Consider the following 20,697-nt stretch of genomic DNA (forward strand, 5'->3'; position numbering starts at 1 on the left):
GCGCCCGGATGCGCGCGAGTACGAGCATTGTGGTTCCAAATCGCCGCAAAAGGCAAAGACGGCGCAAGCGCCGTCGGGAAAAGTGCGTCCGGCGCGGCTCAGGCCGCGCCGGACGCCGGTCGGCACGCGCGATCGGTCAGTGCGCGGCCTGCGCCGCGTCGAGCGCGAGATTCAGCTTCAGCACGTTCACGCGCGGCTCGCCGAGCACGCCGAACTGGCGGCCCGTCGTGTTCGCGGCGACGAGTTGCGCGACCGCGTCCGGCGCCAGATGGCGCGCCTTCGCGACGCGCTCGACCTGGTACGCGGCCGCCGCCGGCGTGATCTCCGGATCGAGGCCGCTCGCCGACGCGGTCACGAGGTCGACCGGCACCGGTTTCGACAGGTCGGTCCCGGCGTCGCGCAACGCGGCGATGCGCGCCTTCACCTGGTCGGGAAGCGACGGGTTCAGCGGGCCGAAGTTCGAGCCGCCCGAGCCGGCCGCGTTGTACGGCATCGGCGCGGTGGCCGACAGCCGGCCCCAGAAATACTTCGGCGCATCGAACGGCTGGCCGATCAACGCGGAGCCGACGACCTTGCCGTCCTGCTCGATCAGGCTGCCGTTGGCCTGCGACGGAAACACGGCCTGACCGAACACGGTCATCACGGCCGGGTAAGCGAGCCCCGTCACGGCGGTCAGGATCACGAACAGCACGACGAGCGGGCGAATCAACGATTTCATGATGGTTCCTTCCAGTGCGGCCGGCTCAGGCCCAGCCGAGCGCGGCGAGCGTCATGTCGATCAGCTTGATGAACGGGAACGGCAGCAGCACGCCGCCGAGGCCGTAGACCAGCAGGTTGCGGCGCAGCAGCGACGCGGCGCCGAGCGGCCGATAGGTCACGCCCTTCAGCGCGAGCGGAATCAGCGCGACGATGATCAGCGCATTGAAGATCACGGCAGACAGGATCGCGGACGCCGGCGACGTCAGGTGCATGATGTCGAGCACGCGCAGTTGCGGGTAGGTCGTCACGAACGCGGCCGGGATGATCGCGAAATATTTCGCGATGTCGTTCGCGATCGAGAACGTCGTCAGCGACCCGCGCGTCATCAACATCTGCTTGCCGATCTCGACGATCTCGATCAGCTTGGTCGGGTTCGAATCGAGGTCGACCATGTTGCCGGCTTCCTTCGCCGCCTGCGTGCCGGTGTTCATCGCCACCGCGACGTCGGCCTGCGCGAGCGCCGGCGCGTCGTTGGTGCCGTCGCCCGTCATCGCGACGAGGCGCCCGGCCGCCTGATGCTCGCGAATCGTCGCGAGCTTGGTTTCCGGCGTCGCTTCCGCGAGGAAATCGTCGACGCCCGCTTCCGCCGCGATCGCCGCGGCCGTCAGCCGGTTGTCGCCCGTCACCATCACGGTCTTGATGCCCATCTTGCGCAGTTCCGCGAAGCGCTCCTTGATGCCGCCCTTCACGATGTCCTTCAGCTCGATCACGCCGAGCACGCGCGCCGCCCCGTCCTGCAGGTCGGCGACGACGAGCGGCGTGCTGCCGCGGCGCGCGACGTCGTCCACCGCGCGGCGCACTTCCTCGGGGAAGCGGCTGCCGTGGGTTTCGACGTAGCGGCGGATCGCGTCGGCCGCGCCCTTGCGGATCTCGCGACCGGGCAGGTCGACGCCGCTCATCCGCGTCTGCGCGGAAAAGCCGAGGAACGTCGCGTGCAGTTGCGCCATGTCGCGCTGGCGGATGTTGAAGCGCTCCTTCGCGAGCACGACGATGCTGCGCCCTTCCGGCGTTTCGTCGGCGAGCGACGACAGTTGCGCGGCATCGGCCAGCGCTTCCTCGGTCACGCCCGGCGCCGGCACGAACGTCGACGCCTGACGGTTGCCGAGCGTGATCGTGCCGGTCTTGTCGAGCAGCAGCACGTCGACGTCGCCGGCCGCTTCCACCGCGCGGCCCGACGTCGCGATCACGTTCGCCTGCATCATCCGGCTCATCCCGGCCACGCCGATCGCGGACAGCAGCCCGCCGATCGTCGTCGGGATCAGGCACACGAGCAGCGCGACCAGCGCGGTGATCGTCACCACGTGGCCGGCCTTCATCGCGTCGACCGAGAACATCGAGAACGGCAGCAGCGTCGCGGTCGCGAGCAGCATCACGATCGTCAGCGCGACGAGCAGGATCGTCAGCGCGATCTCGTTCGGCGTTTTCTTGCGCTTCGCGCCTTCGACCATCGCGATCATCCGGTCGAGGAACGCCTCGCCGGGGTTCGCGGTGACCTTGACGACGATCCAGTCGGACAGCACGCGCGTGCCGCCCGTCACCGACGAGAAGTCGCCGCCCGATTCGCGGATCACCGGTGCGGATTCGCCGGTGATCGCCGATTCGTCGACCGACGCGACGCCGTCGACGACCTCGCCGTCGGCCGGGATCACGTCGCCGGTCTCGACGAGCACGACGTCGCCTTTGCGCAGGTCGGACGCGGTCGTGATGCGGATCGGCGACTTCGGATGCGGCTCGTTGAGCTTCTTCGCCATCACGTCCTTCTTCGCGCTGCGCAGCGATGCGGCCTGCGCCTTCGAACGTCCTTCGGCGAGCGCTTCGGCGAAGTTCGCGAACAGCACCGTGAACCACAGCCACAGCGTGACCGCGAGGATGAAGCCCGCGGGCGCCTCGGCCTGGCCGGCGAGCGCCGCGATCCACAGGATCGTGGTCAGGATGCTGCCGACGTACACGCAGAACATCACCGGGTTGCGGAACTGCGTGCGCGGCGTGAGTTTCTTGAACGAGTCCACGATCGCCGGGCGCAGCAGCGCCGGGTCGAACATGGACCGTGTTGCGGAATGTTGAGTCATTGCGATCTCTTCAAGCTCTTCAGTCTTTTCAACGTGTCGCCATGCGGGCGCGCATCACGCGCCCAGCCACATCATCAGGTGCTCGACGCCCGGGCCGAGCGCGAGCGCCGGCACGTAGGTCAGCGCGCCCACCAGCAGCACGGTGCCGAGCAGCAGCACGACGAACAGCGGCCCGTGGGTCGGCAGCGTGCCGCTCGTCACCGCGATGCGCTTCTTCGCGGCGAGGGAACCGGCGATCGCCAGCACCGGCACGATCGTGCCGAAGCGGCCGAACCACATCGCGATCGCGGTCATCCAGTTGTAGAACGGCGTGCTGACCGTCAGGCCCGCGAACGCGCTGCCGTTGTTGTTCGCGGCCGAGCTGAACGCATAGAGGATTTCCGAGAAGCCGTGCGGGCCGGGGTTCGCGATGCCGGCCTTGCCCGCATCGGCGAGCACGGCGATCGACGTGCCGACCAGCACGAGCAGCGGCGTGAGCAGCACGACGATCGACACCATCTTCATCTCGTACGACTCGATCTTCTTGCCGACGTATTCCGGCGTGCGGCCGATCATCAGGCCGGCGACGAACACCGCGAGCAGCGCGAACACGAGCATCCCGTAGAGACCCGAGCCAACGCCGCCGTAGACCACTTCGCCGAGCTGCATCAGCAGCATCGGCACGAGGCCGCCGATCGGCGTCAGCGAATCGTGCATCGCGTCGACCGCGCCGCACGACGCGGCCGTGGTCGCGACCGTGAAGATGCCGGTCTGCGCGATCCCGAAGCGCGTTTCCTTGCCTTCCATGTTGCCGCCCGACTGCAGCGCGCCCGCCGACTGGTCGACGTGCAGCGCGGCGAGCGTCGGGTTGCCGGCCTGCTCGGCACTCACCTCGACGCCGATCGCGATCGTGAACGCGACCGTCATCGCCGCGAGCACCGCGACGCCCTGCCGGCGGTCGCCGATCATGCGGCCGAACACCAGGCACAGCGCGGCCGGGATGATCAGGATCGCGAAGATCTCGATGAAGTTCGCGAACGGCGTCGGGTTCTCGTACGGGTGCGCGGAGTTCGCATTGAAGAAACCGCCGCCGTTGGTGCCGAGCATCTTGATCGCTTCCTGCGACGCAACCGGGCCCATCGCGAGCGTCTGCTTCGTGAGCGGGGTCGGCACCGTGACCGCGTTGCCCTTGTCGTCCTTCACCGGGTTGCCCTGCGCATCGAGCTTCGGCGCCGCGTAGGTGCTCGCCTGCAACACCGGCACGTCCTGGTACGCCTTCATGTTCTGCAGCACGCCCTGGCTCATCAGCAGCGCGGCGACGAGCGCCGCCATCGGCACGAGCACGTACAGCGTCACGCGCGTGAGGTCGACCCAGAAGTTGCCGATCGTCTGCGCGGTGTGGCGCGCGAAGCCGCGGATCAGCGCGATCACGACGACGATGCCGGTCGCTGCCGACAGGAAGTTCTGCACCGTCAGGCCGAGCATCTGCGACAGATAGCTGACGGTCTGCTCGGGCGCGTAGTCCTGCCAGTTCGTGTTGGCGACGAAGCTGACGGCCGTGTTGAACGCGCCGTCGGGCGTCATCGCGCCGAACTGCTGCGGGTTGCCGGGCAGGAAGCCCTGCAGGCGCAGCAGCCCGTAAAGGAACAGCACGCCGAGCGCGTTGAACGCGATCGTCGCGACCGCATACTGCTTCCAGTTCATCTCGGTGCCGGCGTCGACGCCGGCCACGCGGTACAGCGCGCGTTCGAGCGGCCCGAACACGCGCACGACGCGCGAACTGCCGTCCATCACCGCGCTCAGGTAGCGCGCGACCGGCACGGCCGCCGCCAGCAGCACGACGATGAACAGCAGCGTCTGCAACAGGTTGTTCGCGTTCATTCGATGTCCTCCGCGCGCAGCAGCGCAAAGACGAGATACGCGAACAGCAGCGCGGTCGACGCACCAGCCAGCCAAAGCATCCAGGTCATGCCCGCCCCCCGCGACCGTATTGCGCGAGCGTGTCGCAACCGGCAAGCAAACCGAGGGTCAGCGCGGTGAAGAGCACCAGTGCGCCGATGAAAACCCCATCCATTTTTATGTTCTCCGTCGTCGAAATCGGACGACTAGAACCTTATGGGAACGCGCGTAAAGGGCGGGTCAAAGGTATCGGGGCGGGTGTAAAAAACGCGTAAACGCGCGGGGCGGGACGGATGCGAATCGAGGCGGGACGGACGGCGCCGGGGCGCCGCCCGCAACAGGCGCATGCCGGCGTCGCGCCGGCATGCGGGGACGGGTCAGGGAACGAGGATCGTCGAGCCGGTGGTCTTGCGTGCTTCCAGATCGGCATGCGCGCGGCCGACTTCGGCGAGCGGGTAGCGCTGGTTGATGCTGGTCTTCACCTTCCCCGACAGGATCACGTCGAACAGCTCGGCGGCCGCGGCCTCGAGATCGGCGCGCTTCGCGATGTACGAGAACAGCGTCGGCCGCGTGAAGAACAGCGAGCCGCGCGACGAGAATTCCTTCGAGTCGATCGGCGGCAGCGGGCCCGACGCATTGCCGAAGCTGACGAAGTAGCCGAGCGGCGCAAGGCAGTCGAGCGAGCCGATGTAGGTGTCCTTGCCGATCGAATCGTAGACGACCGGCACGCCCGCGCCGTTCGTGATTGCCTTCACGCGCTGCGTGAAATTCTCGCGCGTGTAGACGATCGGGTGGTCGCAGCCGTGCGCCTTCGCGAGTTCGGCCTTCTCGTCGGAGCCGACCGTGCCGATCACGGTCGCGCCGAGCGCCTTCGCCCACTGGCATACGAGCAAGCCGACGCCGCCGGCCGCCGCATGGATCAGGATCGTGTCGCCGGCCTTCACCGGGTACGTGCGGCGCAGCAGGTAATGCGCGGTCAGGCCCTGCAGCATCACCGACGCCGCGTCGTCGTAGCCGATGCCGTCCGGCAGCTTCACGATGCGCTCGGCCGGCATCACGCGCTCTTGCGCATACGCGCCGGGCGGCTGGCCGACATAGGCGACACGGTCGCCGGCCTTGAACGCGGTCACGCCGTCGCCGACGGCCGTCACCTCGCCCGCCGCCTCCATCCCGAGGCCGCCGGGCAGCGGCTGCGGATACAGGCCCGTGCGGAAATACACGTCGATGTAGTTGAGCCCAACGGCGTGTTGCCGGATGCGGACTTCGCCCGCCTTCGGCGCGCCGACCTCGACATCGACCCACTTCATCACGTCCGGGCCGCCCGGCTGGTCGTATCGGATTGCTTTCGGCATCGTTTTGCTCCTCGGTTGGAAGTTCAGGGAGAGTCGGCCGTCTGACGACGGAGCATATGATTGTCGCGCGTTGGCAAATTCCCTGCTCGCAACGGGGAAACATCAGGCGGCTCGATTCGATCCATCACACCGGCCTACCTAACGGGTCTGCCCAGCGAACGCAGATAAAAGCCTAAAGACAGGTTTCAGCATGCCGTTAAGCAAGAGATCGGCCAGGCCGTGCCGATATGCAGACGCGCCCTCAAACCTCTAATCAAACCAAGGATTCCAGTCATGCGCATTCCCGTCGTCGCATCCATTTTGCTTGCCCTCGTCTCCCACACCGCGCAAGCCGCTACCTCGATCACGATCGATGCGAAGCAAAACTGCATTCAAAATGCGGTCACGCCTGGCCCGTCGTACGGAAATTCCGTCGCGTTCCAACTCGCCCCCGGTCGATACGTCATGTCGCTTTCAACGAACACCATGAGCTGCACGGGCGGAAGCGGTTGCGTGATCGATGCCGTGCATGTGGTGGGCGGCATGGGCAGTGCGCGATGGGGTACGACGGTGACGAAGCAACCGACCGTCGTCGACGTGGGCAGCAGCGCGCCGGCCCTCACGCTCTGGAGCTTCATCACCGACGACGTCTGCGCCGACAATAGCGGGCAAGCCACCCTGCTGATTCAGACGGTCAACTGATCCGCCAGCGGCGGATCGGTCCGAAAACCATGCGAAGGAACCTCGCCTTCGCAATCGTTCGAGAAGCGGACGCGGCCCGCGCCTAGCAAACGTCCTGCATGTTCCGCGCCAGATCGTCGAGCAGCATCCGCGCGGTCGCGACGTTGGTCGCCACCGGCACGTCGTGCACGTCGCACGCGCGCACCAGCGCGGTGATGTCGGGATCGTGCGGCTGCGCGGTCATCGGGTCGCGCAGGAACACGACGATGTCGACGCGGCCGTCGGCGAGCTCCGCGCCGATCTGCAGGTCGCCGCCGAGCGGCCCCGACAGCTTGCGCTCGACCTCGAGCCCGTGCGCGGCGGCGATACGGCCGCCCGTCGTGCCGGTCGCGACCAGCCGGCATTGCGCGAGCGTCTCGCGATACTGGCCCGCGAGCGCGACGATCTCGTCCTTCTTCGCGTCGTGCGCAATCAGTGCGATGCGGGGTTTGCTCATCTCCAGTTCCTTCGTCGTTCGGTTGTTGTCGTCGTGAATCGAAAAGCGCGGGTCAGAACGTACCCGGATACGCGCCGCCGTCGAGCAGCCAGTTCTGCCCGGTGATGTAGCCGGCGTGCACGCTGCACAGGAACGCGCAGGCCGCGCCGAACTCGGCGCGGGTGCCGAGGCGCCCGGCCGGAATGTCCCTGGTGCGACGCGCACGCATCTCGTCGACCGTCACGCCCTGCGCCTGCGCCGACGCGGCGAGCGTCGTCGCGATCCGGTCGGTGTCGAACAGCCCCGGCAGCAGGTTGTTGATCGTCACGCCCTGCCCCGCGACCTTGCGCGACAGCCCCGCGACGAAGCCGGTCAGCCCCGAGCGCGCACCGTTCGACAGCGCCAGCACGTCGATCGGCGCCTTCACGGCCGAACTCGTGATGTTGACGATCCGGCCGAAGCCGCGGCCGATCATCCCGTCGACGGTCGCGCGGATCAGCTCGATCGGCGTCAGCATGTTCGACTCGAGCGCACGGATCCAGTCGTCGTGCGAGAAGTCGCGGAAGTCGCCGGGCGGCGGGCCGCCGGCATTCGTCACGAGAATGTCCGGCTGCGGGCACGCGGCGAGCGCGGCCGCGCGGCCGTCCGGCGTCGTGATGTCGCAGGCGACCGCCGTGACCGACACGTTCGCGCCGGCCCGGATCTCTTCCGCGGTTTCCTCCAGCGTGTCGCGCGTACGCGCGACGATCACGAGGTTCACGCCCTCCGCGGCCAGCGCTTCCGCGCAGCCGCGCCCGAGGCCCTTGCTGGCCGCGCATACGAGCGCGGTCTTTCCTTCAATGCCGAGATCCATCGTCGCTTCCCTGGTGGCGCGCGTGCCGGCGCGGCCCCGTGTGGCCGCCGACGGGCGGGCGAACGGGCGTGCGCGGCACGCGGATTGTCGTGAGACGTCGATAATATCCGGATCGCGCGGCGCGCCTTGGTAAAATTGCGGCCATAAGCGACGGCCGGCCCGTGCCCGCCGCCGCCCCGATCCCCTTTTGCCGCCAAGGCACCCCGTCATGAAACAGGACAGCCGTTTCCCGAACCTCTTCATCACCGATCACCCGCTGATCCAGCACAAGCTCACGCACATGCGCGACAAGGACACGTCCACGCGCACGTTCCGCGAACTGCTGCGCGAGATCACGCTGCTGATGGGCTACGAGATCACCCGCAACCTGCCGATCACGACCAAGCGGGTCGAAACCCCGCTGGTGGCGGTCGACGCGCCGGTGATCGCGGGCAAGAAGCTCGCGATCGTGCCCGTGCTGCGCGCGGGCATCGGGATGTCGGACGGCCTGCTCGACCTGGTGCCGTCCGCGCGCGTCGGCCACATCGGCGTGTACCGCGCCGACGACCACCGCCCGGTCGAATACCTGGTGCGCCTGCCTGACCTGGAAGACCGCATCTTCATCCTGTGCGACCCGATGGTCGCGACCGGCTATTCGGCCGTGCACGCGGTCGACGTGCTCAAGCGCCGCAACGTGCCGGCCGCGAACATCATGTTCGTCGCGCTGGTCGCCGCGCCCGAGGGCGTGCAGGTGTTCCAGGACGCGCACCCGGACGTGAAGCTGTTCGTCGCGTCGCTCGACTCGCACCTGAACGAGCACGCGTACATCGTGCCGGGCCTGGGCGACGCGGGCGACCGCCTGTTCGGCACCAAGAACTGACTCGCCGGCGCCGCCTGCCGCGCGGCCCGGCGCGCCGCGACGGCCGCCCCGGCCGTTCGGCCATGCGCGGCGGCCCCGAACCGGCGGTCGCCGCGTGATAAAATCACGATCCACTCGACACGCGCGGCCCCGCGGCTTCATGCCCGCCGAAACGGCCGCCGATTCAACGACACACTGAAACAATCGCCCGCGCTGCGCGCCCGGGCACGGAGAAAGGTATGGCTGGTCATTCGAAATGGGCCAACATCAAGCATAAGAAGGCTGCGGCCGACGCGAAGCGCGGCAAGATCTGGACCCGCCTGATCAAGGAAATCCAGGTCGCGGCGCGCCTCGGCGGCGGCGACGTCAACTCGAACCCGCGCCTGCGTCTCGCGGTCGACAAGGCAGCCGACGCGAACATGCCGAAGGACAACGTCAAGCGCGCGATCGATCGCGGCGTCGGCGGCGCGGACGGCGCGAACTACGAAGAAATCCGGTACGAAGGCTACGGCATCAGCGGCGCGGCGATCATCGTCGACACGCTGACCGACAACCGCACCCGCACGGTCGCGGAAGTGCGCCACGCGTTCTCGAAGTTCGGCGGCAACATGGGCACCGACGGCTCGGTCGCGTTCATGTTCGATCACGTCGGCCAGTTCCTGTTCGCGCCCGGCACGTCGGAAGACGCGCTGATGGAAGCCGCGCTCGAAGCCGGCGCGAACGACGTGAACACGAACGACGACGGTTCGATCGAGGTGCTGTGCGACTGGCAGGCATTCTCGGCGGTGAAGGACGCGCTCGAAGCCGCCGGCTTCAAGGCCGAACTCGCCGAAGTGACGATGAAGCCGCAGAACGAAGTCGAATTCACCGGCGACGACGCGGCGAAGATGCAGAAGCTCCTGGACGCGCTCGAGAACCTCGACGACGTGCAGGACGTGTATACGAACGCCGTCATCGTCGAGGAATGAGATGCCGGCCGCCGCGCACCTGTCGCGGCGGCGGCCCGACCGATTCCGCGGCCGGCGCGCCTGAGCGTGCCGGCCGCCCTGTTTTCTAGTCTGCGGGGAATCCCATGAAACTACTCGTCGTCGGTTCCGGCGGCCGCGAACATGCACTGGCGTGGAAGCTCGCGCAGTCGCCGCGCGTCCAGATGGTCTACGTCGCGCCCGGCAATGGCGGCACGGCGCAGGACGAGCGTCTGAAGAACGTCGACATCACGTCGCTCGACGAACTCGCCGATTTCGCGGAACGCGAAGGCGTCGCGTTCACGCTCGTCGGGCCGGAAGCGCCGCTCGCGGCCGGCATCGTCAACCTGTTCCGCGCACGCGGCCTGAAGGTGTTCGGCCCGACCCGCGAAGCCGCGCAGCTCGAAAGCTCGAAGGATTTCGCGAAGGCGTTCATGAAGCGCCACAACATTCCGACCGCCGACTACGAAACCTTCTCCGATGCGGCCGCCGCCCACGCGTACCTCGACGCGAAGGGCGCGCCGATCGTCGTGAAGGCCGACGGCCTCGCGGCCGGCAAGGGCGTCGTCGTCGCGATGACGCTCGAAGAGGCGCATGCGGCCGTCGACATGATGCTGTCGGGCAACAAGCTCGGCGATGCCGGCGCGCGCGTCGTGATCGAGGAATTCCTCGATGGCGAGGAAGCCAGCTTCATCGTGATGGTCGACGGCAAGCACGCGCTGGCACTGGCTTCCAGCCAGGACCACAAGCGCCTGCTCGACGAGGATCGCGGCCCGAACACCGGCGGCATGGGCGCGTATTCGCCCGCGCCGATCGTCACGCCGCAGATGCACGCACGCGTGATGCGCGAGATCATCATGCCGACCGTGCGCGGGATGGAGAAGGACGGCATCCGCTTCACCGGCTTCCTGTACGCGGGCCTGATGATCGACAAGGACGGCAATCCGCGCACGCTCGAGTTCAACTGCCGGATGGGCGACCCGGAAACGCAGCCGATCATGGCGCGCCTGAAGAGCGATTTCTCGAAGGTCGTCGAACAGGCGATCGCGGGCACGCTCGACACGGTCGAGCTCGACTGGGATCGCCGCACCGCGCTCGGCGTCGTGCTGGCCGCGCACGGGTACCCGGACGCGCCGCGCAAGGGCGACCGCATCAACGGGATCCCGGCCGAAACCGAACAGGCCGTGACGTTCCATGCGGGCACGACGCTCGCCGACGGCGACAAGCTCGTGACGTCCGGCGGCCGCGTGCTGTGCGTGGTCGGCCTCGCCGATTCGGTGCGCGAAGCGCAGCAGCATGCGTACGACACGATCAACCAGATCAACTTCGAAGGCATGCAGTACCGCCGCGACATCGGCTTCCGCGCGCTCAACCGCAAGAGCGCGTGACGTCGCCATCGCCGCCCCGCGCCCGCGCGGCGGCGGCCCCTCTGCCGGGGTTCGATAGAATGCCCGGCAGACGCTTTTTTTACGGCCCCCGCGTCAGGCGGGGGCAGCCAGTCCAGACATGACCGATTCGACCTACGACGTGGCGCGTGTGCGCACGTACCTCCAGGGCCTGCAGACACGGATCGCCGACGCGCTCGGCGCGCTCGACGGCACGCCGCTCGCGACCGACACGTGGCAGCGCGGGCCGGCCGAACGCCTGCGCGGCGGCGGCTGCACGCGGATTCTCGAAGGCGGCCGCGTGTTCGAACGCGCGGGAATCGGCTTTTCCGACGTGGCGGGCGATGCGCTGCCGCCGTCGGCGAGCGCAGCGCGCCCGCAGCTCGCGGGCCGCGGCTTCGAGGCGCTCGGCGTGTCGCTCGTTTTGCACCCGCGCAATCCGTACTGCCCGACCGTGCACATGAACGTGCGGATGCTGATCGCGACGAAACCGGGCGAAGCGCCCGTGTTCTGGTTCGGCGGCGGCATGGACCTGACCCCGGTTTACGGTTTCGAGGACGACGCGCGGCATTTCCACCAGACCTGCAAGGATGCGCTCGATCCGTTCGGCATCGAGCTCTATCCGCGCTTCAAGCAGTGGTGCGACGAATACTTCTTCCTGAAGCACCGCAACGAGACGCGCGGCATCGGCGGGATCTTCTTCGACGATTTCTCGGAGCCCGGTTTCGAACGCTCGTTTGACCTGATGCAAAGCGTCGGCGATGCGTTCCTGCACGCTTACCTGCCGATCGTCGAGCGCCGCGCCGAGCTGCCGTACGGCGAGCGCGAGCGCGACTTCCAGGCCTACCGCCGCGGCCGCTACGTCGAATTCAACCTGGTGTTCGACCGCGGTACGCTGTTCGGCCTGCAAAGCGGCGGCCGGACCGAGTCGATCCTGATGTCGATGCCGCCGGTCGCGAACTGGCGCTACAACTGGCAACCCGAGCCGGGTTCGGCGGAAGCGCGGCTGTATAGCGACTTCCTCGTGCCGCGCGACTGGGTCTGAGCCCGCGCCCCCCGCTGCCCCAACGAAAGGACGCGTTTCTGGACACCACCGCCCGCCCCGCCCCGCTGCCGCGCCGTATCGGCTTGCTGGGCGGCACCTTCGACCCGATCCACGATGGCCATCTCGCGCTCGCGCGCCGGTTCGCCGAGCTGCTCGACCTGACCGAACTCGTATTGCTGCCCGCCGGGCAGCCGTACCAGAAGCGCGACGTGTCGGCCGCCGAGCACCGGCTCGCGATGACGCGCGCGGCCGCCGGCACGCTGTCCGTGCCGGGCGTGACCGTAACGGTCGCCACCGACGAGATCGAGCACACCGGCCCGACCTACACGGTCGAGACGCTCGCGCGCTGGCGCGAGCGGATCGGCCCGGATGCGTCGCTGTCGCTGCTGATCGGCGCGGACCAGCTCGTGCGCCTCGATACGTGGCGCGACTGGCGCACGCTGTTCGACTACGCGCACATCGGCGTGTCGACGCGCCCGGGCTTCGAGCTCGGCGCGGCGCCGCCGGACGTCGCGCGGGAAATCGCCGCGCGGCAGGCCCGCGCCGACGTGCTGAAGGCCACGCCGGCAGGCCGCCTGCTGATCGATACGACCCTTTCGTTCGACATCGCCGCGACCGACATCCGCGCGCACCTGCGCGAATGCATCGCACGCCATGCGCAAATGCCCGACGCGTCGGCCGAACATGTGCCGGCCGCCGTATGGGCCTATATTCTTCAACATCGCCTCTACCATTCCTGAATCCATGGATATTCGCAAACTGCAGCGCGTGATCGTCGACGCCCTCGAAGACGTCAAGGCGCAAGACATCAAGGTGTTCAACACCAGCCACCTGACCGAACTGTTCGACCGCGTGGTCGTCGCATCGGGCACCTCCAACCGCCAGACCAAGGCGCTCGCGTCGAACGTGCGCGACAAGGTCAAGGAAGCCGGCGGCGACGTCGTCAGCTCCGAAGGCGAGGACACCGGCGAATGGGTGCTGGTCGACTGCGGCGACGCGGTCGTGCACATCCTGCAACCGGCGCTGCGCCAGTACTACAACCTCGAGGAAATCTGGGGCGACAAGCCCGTGCGGATGAAGCTCGGCGGCGGCAAGGGCAACGGCTTCGCGACGGCGAGCGAAGACGACGAGGAAGAGGAAGAAGCGCCCGCACGCCCGGCGCGCAAGACGGCCGCCCGCCGCCGTTAAGCCGCCACGCGTGTCCCGATGAAGCTTTTCATCCTCGCGGTCGGCCACAAGATGCCGGGCTGGATCGCCTCCGGCTTCGACGAATACACGAAGCGGATGCCGCCCGAGCTGCGCATCGAGTTGCGCGAAATCAAGCCCGAACTGCGTTCGGGCGGTCGCAGCGCCGAAAGCGTGATGGCGGCCGAGCGGCAGAAGATCGAGGCCGCGCTGCCGAAGGGCGCGCGCCTCGTCGCGCTCGACGAGCGCGGCCGCGACTGGACCACGATGCAGCTCGCGCAGGCGCTGCCCGGCTGGCAGCAGGACGGCCGCGACGTCGCGTTCGTGATCGGCGGCGCCGACGGGCTCGATCCGGAACTGAAAGCGCGCGCCGACGTGCTGCTGCGCATCTCGAGCATGACGCTGCCGCATGGCATGGTGCGCGTGCTGCTCGCCGAACAGCTTTACCGGGCGTGGAGCATCACGCAGAATCACCCCTACCACCGCGCATGACGTGTCGTCCTCGAGACGCGCGCCGCGCGCGCTCAACGAGATAACGACACCATGCCGTCCAGCACGTCCCCCGCGCTTTTTCCGACCCCGCTTTTCCAGACGCTTTACCTCGCTTCGCAAAGCCCGCGCCGCCAGGAGCTGCTGCAGCAGATCGGCGTACGCTTCGAGCTGCTGCTGCCGCGCCCCGACGAGGACGCCGAGGCGCTCGAGGCCGAACTGCCCGGCGAAGCCGCCGACGCGTACGTGCGGCGCGTGACCGTCGCGAAGGCCGAGGCCGCGCGTGCCCGCCTCGTCGCGAGCGGCAAGCCGGCCGCGCCGGTGCTGGTGGCCGATACGACCGTGACGATCGACGGCGCGATCCTCGGCAAGCCGGCCGACGCCGACGATGCGCTCGCGATGCTCACCCGCCTCGCCGGCCGCGAACACGCGGTGCTGACCGCCGTCGCCGTGATCGACGCCAGCGGCGAGCTGCTGCCGCCCGCGCTGTCGCGCTCGTCGGTGCGCTTCGCGGCCGCGTCGCGCGACGCATACGTGCGCTACGTCGAAACCGGCGAGCCGTTCGGCAAGGCCGGCGCGTACGCGATCCAGGGCCGCGCGGCCGAATTCATCGAGCGAATCGACGGATCCCATTCAGGTATCATGGGTCTGCCCCTTTTTGAGACTGCCGCGCTGCTGCGTACCGCACGCGTCGCCTTCTGAACCGCACCATGAACGAAGAAATCCTGATCAACCTCACGCCGCAGGAAACGCGCGTCGCACTCGTCCAGCAAGGCGCGGTGCAGGAGCTTCACGTCGAGCGCACGCTGTCGCGCGGGCGGGTCGGCAACATCTATCTCGGCAAGGTCGTGCGCGTGCTGCCCGGCATGCAGTCGGCGTTCATCGACATCGGCCTCGAGCGCGCGGCGTTCCTGCACGTCGCCGACATCTGGCATCCGCGCCTCGCGGGCGAGCCGCAGTCGGGCGCGCCGCACCAGCCGATCGAGAAGATCGTGTTCGAGGGCCAGACGCTGATGGTCCAGGTGATCAAGGATCCGATCGGCACGAAAGGCGCGCGGCTGTCGACGCAGGTCAGTATCGCGGGCCGCACGCTCGTCTACCTGCCGCAGGAACCGCATATCGGCATCTCGCAGAAGATCGAAAGCGAGGCCGAGCGCGAGGCCGTGCGCGCGCGGCTGACCGCCGTGATCCCGCCGGACGAGAAAGGCGGCTACATCGTGCGGACGATCGCCGAGGACGCCACCTCCGACGAGCTGGCCGGCGACGTCACGTACCTGCGCAAGACGTGGGCGACGATCGTCGCGCAAGCGCAGCGGCTGCCGGCGACAAGCCTGCTGTACCAGGATCTCGATCTCGCGCAGCGCGTGCTGCGCGATTTCGCGAACGACGACACGACGCGCATCCAGGTCGATTCGCGCGAGACGTACACACGTCTCGCGGAGTTCGCGGGCGAGTTCACGCCGGCCGTGAGCCCGAAGCTGCATCACTACACGGGCGAGCGGCCGCTGTTCGACCTGTACAACATCGAGACGGAGATCCAGCGCGCGCTGTCGCGCCGCGTCGACCTCAAATCGGGCGGTTACCTGATGATCGACCAGACCGAGGCGATGACGACGATCGACGTGAACACGGGCGGCTATGTCGGTGCGCGCAACTTCGACGACACGATCTTCAAGACCAACCTCGAGGCCGCGCACACGATCGCGCGGCAACTGCGGCTGCGCAACCTCGGCGGGATCATCATCATCGACTTCATCGACATGGAGAACGCCGAGCATCGCGACGCGGTGCTGTCCGAGCTGAAGAAGGCGCTCTCGCGCGACCGCACGCGCGTGACGGTGAACGGCTTCTCGCAACTCGGGCTCGTCGAGATGACGCGCAAGCGCACGCGCGAATCGCTCGCGCACGTGCTGTGCGAACCGTGCCCGACCTGCCAGGGCAAGGGCCAGGTGAAAACGTCGCGCACCGTGTGCTACGACATCCTGCGCGAGATCCTCCGCGAATCGCGGCAGTTCAACCCGCGCGAGTTCCGCGTGATCGCCGCGCAGCAGGTGATCGACCTGTTCCTCGATGAAGAGTCGCAGCATCTGGCGATGCTGATCGACTTCATCGGCAAGCCGGTGTCGCTGCAGGTCGAGTCGAATCTGAGCCAGGAGCAGTACGATATCGTGCTGATGTAACCTTCCGCCCATCCGCCGCCGGCAGCGCCGCGCGGCGCTCCGCTGCGGTGACCGGGCTGTTCGCGCATGCCGCGCCGGCACCTGCCACCGCCCTTTCATTGACCCTTTTCGCATTCACCCCACACCATGAGCCAAGGCCACAACCGCCGCCAGCGCAAGAAACTCCACATCGGCGAATTCCAGGAACTCGCATTCAACGCCACCGCGCAGTACCGCAACGACATGACCGACCTCGAGCGCGGCCAGTTGATCGATGCGTTCATCGACTTCGTCGAAGCGAACGGGCTGCTGACCGTCGCGTCCGCGGACGAAGGCATCGGCGCGTACGTGATCTCCGGCGCGCCGCGCGGCACGACGACCGACGCGGACCGCGAACTCGTGCGCGGATGGCTGGCCGCCCGTCCGGAACTGACGGACGTCAAGGTCAGCGAATTCAGCGACGCGTGGTATCCGGACGCCTGATTGCCCGGCGTCACGCTGCTTCAAACGGCGCCCGCGCCTGCCCGCCATCACGGCGGGCCAGGCCGGCGTCGCGTGTTTCCCCTTCCGCCGCCCCTCTCCTCCCCGGCACCGGCTCACACGATTCGCGCCGCGTCGACCGTGATTATCCCGATTTCCGCAGTGAATCGGACGCTTACTTCAATTTAACGATCGTTAAAAGACGGCTCGTGTTGACGGACCTACTCTGATCGCACGAATCCGGTGGTTTTCGGCACGATCGGCAAGCAAGACGAAAGAATTCAAACGATTCGTCCTGCAGGCGCTCCGGGTTCCGACTCAGGCGAAAACGCGACACGGCGACAGGTCAATCAGGGAGACAACAACGATGCGTCCGACGCCTTGCTTCCGTCGCGACGATACGTCGACGCACACGAAGGCTGCCTGAGATCCATTTCCATAATCGAGACGAGGACGACATGAACACGCCCACCCTTCATCAAGCAGGACTCCGAATGATCATGATCGCGGCCGGCGCCGCGGCGCTGATGTCGCTGTCCGCGTGCGGCGGCTCCGGCTCGCTGAGCCAGGGCACCGGCGGCAGCGGGTCGGGATCGGGCGACACGACGGCCACGACCGGCGGCACGGGCAACGGCTCCAGCGGCACGTCCGCCAACGGCGTCGGCCAGACGACCGCGGCGTCGAGCAACATCGTGACCGCCGCGGGCGGCACCGTGTCGGGCGGCGGCGCGGTGATCGCGAGCCAGTCGGTGCCCGGCACCAACGCGGCGACCATGCAGGGGCTCGGCACCGTCGTGCAGGACGTCGGGGCGGCCGTCACCACGCTCGGCACCGGTCTCGGCGCCGGGCTCGGCCAGCTCGGCGCGTCGTCGAATCCGGTCGGCACGACGGTCGCGAGCACGGGCGGCGTGGTCACGAACCTCGGCGACGCGGTCGCGGCGACCGGCGGCGTGGTGTCCAGCCTCGGCGCCAGCGGGTCGGCGCTGGCGCCCCTCGCGCCGGTCACGTCGCCCGGCGGCGGCGCGATCACGACGCTCGGCAACACGATCGCCGGCGGCGGCGCCACGCTCGGCACGCAGTTGTCGACCGGCCCCGTCGCGCAGGTCACGGGCGCCGCCAGTTCGGCGATCACGCCGATCACGACGCAGGTCGGCTCGATCACGCAGACGGTCGCGTCGAGCACGCCGCTCGGCGCGCCGCTCACGAACCTCGTGACGACGGTCGGCAACGGGGTCGCGAACGCCGGCACGACGATCGCGAAAACCGGCGGCAACCCGGTGGCGACCGGCGTCGGCAACGTGGTGACGGCAACCGGCAACACGGTCGCCACCGCCGGCACGGCGCTGCTCGGCGGCGGCGCCGCGACGAGCCCGCTCGCACCGGTGACGGGGTTGCTGTCGACGGGTGCACTCGGCGGTGCAACGGGCGGCGGCAACCCGGCAGGCGCGCTCACGTCGGCGGCCGGCACCGTGACGGCCGCCGTGTCGGGCGCGACCGGCGGCGCGCCGGTCGCGGGGCTGACGGGCGGCAGCGGCACCGGCGCGCTGTCGAAGACGGGTGGCGTGCTCGCCCCGGTGACGACGACGCTCGGCTCGCTGGTCAAATAAGCAACACTCCATGCGGCGCCCGCCGCGTCGTCGACGCTCGGGCGCCGCAACCGCATCTCCGACGGTTTCCGCGGTCGTCCGCCCGCGTCCGATCCCTTCCTTTTCCCGACGGTCCGCCTGCAACAGGCCATCGAAATCGGTCCTGAAAGCAAGACACGTTAAACTCTCACCTCGCGTGGTGCGCCGCCCGCACCCGCCATCCATCGCCAGCCGCGTGCCCTCGGGCCGCCCCCGACCCATGGAGTGAGTGTCAATGAGCGGCGGACTCCCGTTTCCCGCATCCCGCAAGTCGTTGCCGTCGTCGACGGTCTTCCTGATTCTCGCCGCCGCCGCGCTGCTGTCCGGCTGCGGGCTGCTGCCGGTCCAGAACCCGCCCGCCCCGATCAGCGAGGCGCTCGTCGAGCCGGTCGAGGAGACCGCCGGCGAGCCGCTGACGATGCCGCCCGTGCCGGCGCCGACGCAACCGGAGACGCCGGAAGCGCCGAAGAAGCCGCACCGCGAGGTGACGCGGTCGAAACCCGTGCAGCGCCCCGAATCGCCGACCCCGCCACCCCCTCCGCCCCCGCCGATCGTCGCGACGCGCCCGCTCGACCGTACCCAGATCCACGCGCTGCTCGACAGCGAAGTCGCGCGCCGCAACGGCAAGGTGGTCGGCCGCGCGGTCGACATGGTGGTCGACGCGAGCGGCAAGCCGCGCGAGATGATCGTCAACCTGCAAGGCTTCATGGGCATCGGCGACCGCAAGGTCATCTTCCCGTGGAACGTGTTCCGCTTCACGCCGGGCGGCAAGCAGGAGCCGATCGTGCTCGACGTCCCGTCGGGCGACCTGCCGCCGGCCGCGCGACCGAAGGCGGTGCCGCTGTCGGGTTCGGCCGCGGCGTCGCCGACGACGCGGCTGCCGATGCTCGACAGCGATGTCGAGCGCCCGAACGGCACGAAGATCGGCCGCATCGTCGACGTGCTGATCGACCGCGGTGCACAGCCGCAGGCCGTCGTGCTCGACCTCGGCGGGCTCGTCAATACCGACCGCCGTTCGATCGCCGCGAGCTGGGGCGCGCTGCGCTTCGTCACGCGCGACAAGGCGCTGCACCCGCAGCTCGACCTGAACGACGCCCAGATCAAGGCATCGCCGCCCTACGCGGCCGACAAGCCGATCGTCGCGGTCTTCCCGCCCGTTGTCCCGGCCGCGCCGGCTTCGTCTGCGAGTGCCACCCGATGACGATCAAGCATTCCGTCAGCGTTCGCAGTCTCCGGGCCCTCGACTGGCTCAACTTTTTCGTTGCAAACGTTCAAACCGGGTTCGGTCCGTTCATCGCGTCCTACCTCGCGTCGCACAAATGGACGCAGGGCGAGATCGGCATGGTGCTGTCGATCGGCACGATCAGCGCGATGGTCAGCCAGGTGCCGGGCGGCGCCGCCGTCGATGCGCTGAAGAACAAGAAAGGCGCGGCCGCGTGGGCGATCGCGGCCATCATCCTGTCCGCGGTCCTGCTCGCGTCGAGCCCGACGATCGTGCCGGTGATCGCCGCGGAGGTATTCCACGGCTTCGCGAGCTGCATGCTGGTGCCGGCGATGGCCGCGATCTCGTTCTCGCTCGTCGGCCGCGCCGACCTCGGCGACCGGCTCGGCCGCAACGCGCGCTGGGCGTCGATCGGCAGTGCAGTCGCGGCCGGGCTGATGGGGCTGACCGGCGAATACTTCTCCGCGCGCGCGGTGTTCTGGCTGACCGCCGTGCTGGCGCTGCCCGCGCTGTTCGCGCTCGCGATGATCCAGCCGACGCACCAGGTGATCCCGCAGTCGTCGAAGCCGGACGACCTCGACGAAGCCGGCGAGCGCGAAACGCTGCTCGAACTGCTGCGCGACCGCCGGATGCTGATCTTCGCGGCCTGCGTCGTGCTGTTCCACCTGTCGAACGCCGCGATGCTGAACCTCGCGGCCGGCGAAGTCACGGCCGGGATGGGCGAGAACGTGCAGCTCGTGATCGCCGCGTGCATCATCGTGCCGCAGGCGATCGTCGCGATGCTGTCGCCGTGGGTCGGCCGCTCCGCGCAGCGCTGGGGGCGCCGGCCGATCCTGCTGCTCGGCTTCTCCGCGCTGCCGGTGCGCGCGCTGCTGTTCGCGGGCGTCAGCAGCCCGTACCTGCTCGTGCCGGTGCAGATGCTCGACGGCATCAGCGCGGCCGTGTTCGGCGTGATGCTGCCACTGATCGCAGCCGACGTCGCGGGCGGCAAGGGCCGCTACAACCTGTGTATCGGGCTGTTCGGGCTCGCGGCCGGGATCGGCGCGACGCTCAGCACGGCCGTGGCCGGCTACGTCGCCGATCACTTCGGCAATGCGGTCAGCTTCTTCGGACTCGCGGCCGCGGGCGCGCTCGCGGTGCTGCTGGTCTGGCTCGTGATGCCCGAAACCCGCGTCGAGAATGGCGATGCGACGGCCGACGAACCGGCCGCCGCCTCGCCCGAACAGGCGCATTGACGGCGGCCCGCCGCCACCCGCTT

21 protein-coding genes are annotated in these 20,697 nt (G+C 68.6%); 14 read left to right on the plus strand and 7 right to left on the minus strand.

All coding sequences use genetic code 11. From position 1 onward, the window contains the following. Positions 1 to 136: 136 nt before the first annotated feature. The 5 genes from kdpC to KU887_RS12295 all read right to left on the minus strand — a co-directional run bounded on the left by kdpC (position 137) and on the right by KU887_RS12295 (position 6,058). Complete coding sequence (kdpC, locus tag KU887_RS12275; RefSeq protein ID WP_006481872.1) at positions 137 to 718, minus strand: potassium-transporting ATPase subunit KdpC; 582 nt, start codon at positions 716 to 718, stop codon at positions 137 to 139. Between the two features lie 25 nt (positions 719 to 743). Continuing rightward, positions 744 to 2,828 (minus strand): potassium-transporting ATPase subunit KdpB, encoded by a 2,085-nt coding sequence (gene kdpB, locus KU887_RS12280; protein WP_043205568.1) that lies wholly within the window; start codon positions 2,826 to 2,828, stop codon positions 744 to 746. 54 nt (positions 2,829 to 2,882) lie between these two features. Next, positions 2,883 to 4,688 carry a potassium-transporting ATPase subunit KdpA gene (kdpA, locus tag KU887_RS12285; RefSeq protein ID WP_006497030.1) on the minus strand — a complete coding sequence of 602 codons (1,806 nt, stop codon included), beginning with the start codon at positions 4,686 to 4,688 and terminating at the stop codon, positions 2,883 to 2,885. Beyond that, on the minus strand, positions 4,685 to 4,777 hold the full coding sequence (gene kdpF / locus KU887_RS12290; protein WP_006752209.1) for a K(+)-transporting ATPase subunit F: 93 nt from the start codon (positions 4,775 to 4,777) through the stop codon (positions 4,685 to 4,687). The genes kdpA and kdpF overlap by 4 nt, the downstream gene beginning before the upstream one ends. A gap of 306 nt (positions 4,778 to 5,083) precedes the next feature. Further along, a complete protein-coding gene (locus KU887_RS12295) occupies positions 5,084 to 6,058 on the minus strand; it encodes a quinone oxidoreductase (RefSeq protein ID WP_006481869.1) in 975 nt (324 codons plus the stop codon). A gap of 273 nt (positions 6,059 to 6,331) precedes the next feature. Here KU887_RS12295 and KU887_RS12300 point away from each other — a divergent pair, with 273 nt between their 5' ends. Next, positions 6,332 to 6,739: a hypothetical protein gene (locus KU887_RS12300; protein WP_258250080.1), complete on the plus strand. Its 408-nt coding sequence runs from the start codon at positions 6,332 to 6,334 to the stop codon at positions 6,737 to 6,739. 82 nt (positions 6,740 to 6,821) lie between these two features. Here KU887_RS12300 and KU887_RS12305 read toward each other — a convergent pair whose 3' ends face one another. Then, positions 6,822 to 7,214, minus strand: coding sequence for a methylglyoxal synthase (locus KU887_RS12305; protein WP_006478230.1), 393 nt, complete (start codon positions 7,212 to 7,214; stop codon positions 6,822 to 6,824). Between the two features lie 52 nt (positions 7,215 to 7,266). Next, positions 7,267 to 8,046 (minus strand): SDR family oxidoreductase, encoded by a 780-nt coding sequence (locus tag KU887_RS12310; RefSeq protein WP_006481870.1) that lies wholly within the window; start codon positions 8,044 to 8,046, stop codon positions 7,267 to 7,269. Positions 8,047 to 8,254: 208 nt separating this feature from the next. On the opposite strand from KU887_RS12310, the gene upp reads away from it, so the two are divergent. From upp to KU887_RS12375, 13 genes are all read left to right on the plus strand, one after another. After that, positions 8,255 to 8,905: a uracil phosphoribosyltransferase gene (upp, locus tag KU887_RS12315; RefSeq protein WP_006481871.1), complete on the plus strand. Its 651-nt coding sequence runs from the start codon at positions 8,255 to 8,257 to the stop codon at positions 8,903 to 8,905. Between the two features lie 218 nt (positions 8,906 to 9,123). After that, complete coding sequence (locus KU887_RS12320; RefSeq protein WP_006478227.1) at positions 9,124 to 9,852, plus strand: YebC/PmpR family DNA-binding transcriptional regulator; 729 nt, start codon at positions 9,124 to 9,126, stop codon at positions 9,850 to 9,852. A 104-nt stretch (positions 9,853 to 9,956) separates the two neighbouring features. Continuing rightward, positions 9,957 to 11,237 (plus strand): phosphoribosylamine--glycine ligase, encoded by a 1,281-nt coding sequence (gene purD / locus KU887_RS12325; RefSeq protein ID WP_006484263.1) that lies wholly within the window; start codon positions 9,957 to 9,959, stop codon positions 11,235 to 11,237. A 118-nt stretch (positions 11,238 to 11,355) separates the two neighbouring features. After that, complete coding sequence (gene hemF, locus KU887_RS12330; protein ID WP_006484264.1) at positions 11,356 to 12,279, plus strand: oxygen-dependent coproporphyrinogen oxidase; 924 nt, start codon at positions 11,356 to 11,358, stop codon at positions 12,277 to 12,279. A gap of 14 nt (positions 12,280 to 12,293) precedes the next feature. Further along, positions 12,294 to 13,019: a nicotinate-nucleotide adenylyltransferase gene (locus tag KU887_RS12335; RefSeq protein WP_077184383.1), complete on the plus strand. Its 726-nt coding sequence runs from the start codon at positions 12,294 to 12,296 to the stop codon at positions 13,017 to 13,019. Between the two features lie 4 nt (positions 13,020 to 13,023). Beyond that, positions 13,024 to 13,467 carry a ribosome silencing factor gene (gene rsfS, locus KU887_RS12340; RefSeq protein WP_006484266.1) on the plus strand — a complete coding sequence of 148 codons (444 nt, stop codon included), beginning with the start codon at positions 13,024 to 13,026 and terminating at the stop codon, positions 13,465 to 13,467. Positions 13,468 to 13,485: 18 nt separating this feature from the next. Then, entirely contained in the window at positions 13,486 to 13,956 is a 471-nt protein-coding gene (rlmH, locus tag KU887_RS12345; RefSeq protein WP_006484265.1) for a 23S rRNA (pseudouridine(1915)-N(3))-methyltransferase RlmH, read from the plus strand. 51 nt (positions 13,957 to 14,007) lie between these two features. Then, positions 14,008 to 14,655: a nucleoside triphosphate pyrophosphatase gene (locus tag KU887_RS12350; RefSeq protein ID WP_006497036.1), complete on the plus strand. Its 648-nt coding sequence runs from the start codon at positions 14,008 to 14,010 to the stop codon at positions 14,653 to 14,655. Between the two features lie 8 nt (positions 14,656 to 14,663). Continuing rightward, on the plus strand, positions 14,664 to 16,133 hold the full coding sequence (gene rng / locus KU887_RS12355) for a ribonuclease G (RefSeq protein WP_006490773.1): 1,470 nt from the start codon (positions 14,664 to 14,666) through the stop codon (positions 16,131 to 16,133). Between the two features lie 126 nt (positions 16,134 to 16,259). Next, complete coding sequence (locus KU887_RS12360) at positions 16,260 to 16,595, plus strand: YggL family protein (protein WP_060211831.1); 336 nt, start codon at positions 16,260 to 16,262, stop codon at positions 16,593 to 16,595. Positions 16,596 to 17,050: 455 nt separating this feature from the next. Further along, positions 17,051 to 18,199 carry a collagen-like triple helix repeat-containing protein gene (locus KU887_RS12365; RefSeq protein WP_212252431.1) on the plus strand — a complete coding sequence of 383 codons (1,149 nt, stop codon included), beginning with the start codon at positions 17,051 to 17,053 and terminating at the stop codon, positions 18,197 to 18,199. A 253-nt stretch (positions 18,200 to 18,452) separates the two neighbouring features. Further along, entirely contained in the window at positions 18,453 to 19,418 is a 966-nt protein-coding gene (locus tag KU887_RS12370; RefSeq protein WP_060266945.1) for a PRC-barrel domain-containing protein, read from the plus strand. Beyond that, on the plus strand, positions 19,415 to 20,674 hold the full coding sequence (locus tag KU887_RS12375; RefSeq protein ID WP_006489615.1) for an MFS transporter: 1,260 nt from the start codon (positions 19,415 to 19,417) through the stop codon (positions 20,672 to 20,674). The genes KU887_RS12370 and KU887_RS12375 overlap by 4 nt, the downstream gene beginning before the upstream one ends. The last annotated feature ends 23 nt before the right edge of the window (positions 20,675 to 20,697 follow it).

Source organism: Burkholderia sp. EMB26, assembly GCF_024730645.1.
Classification (GTDB): domain Bacteria; phylum Pseudomonadota; class Gammaproteobacteria; order Burkholderiales; family Burkholderiaceae; genus Burkholderia; species Burkholderia cenocepacia.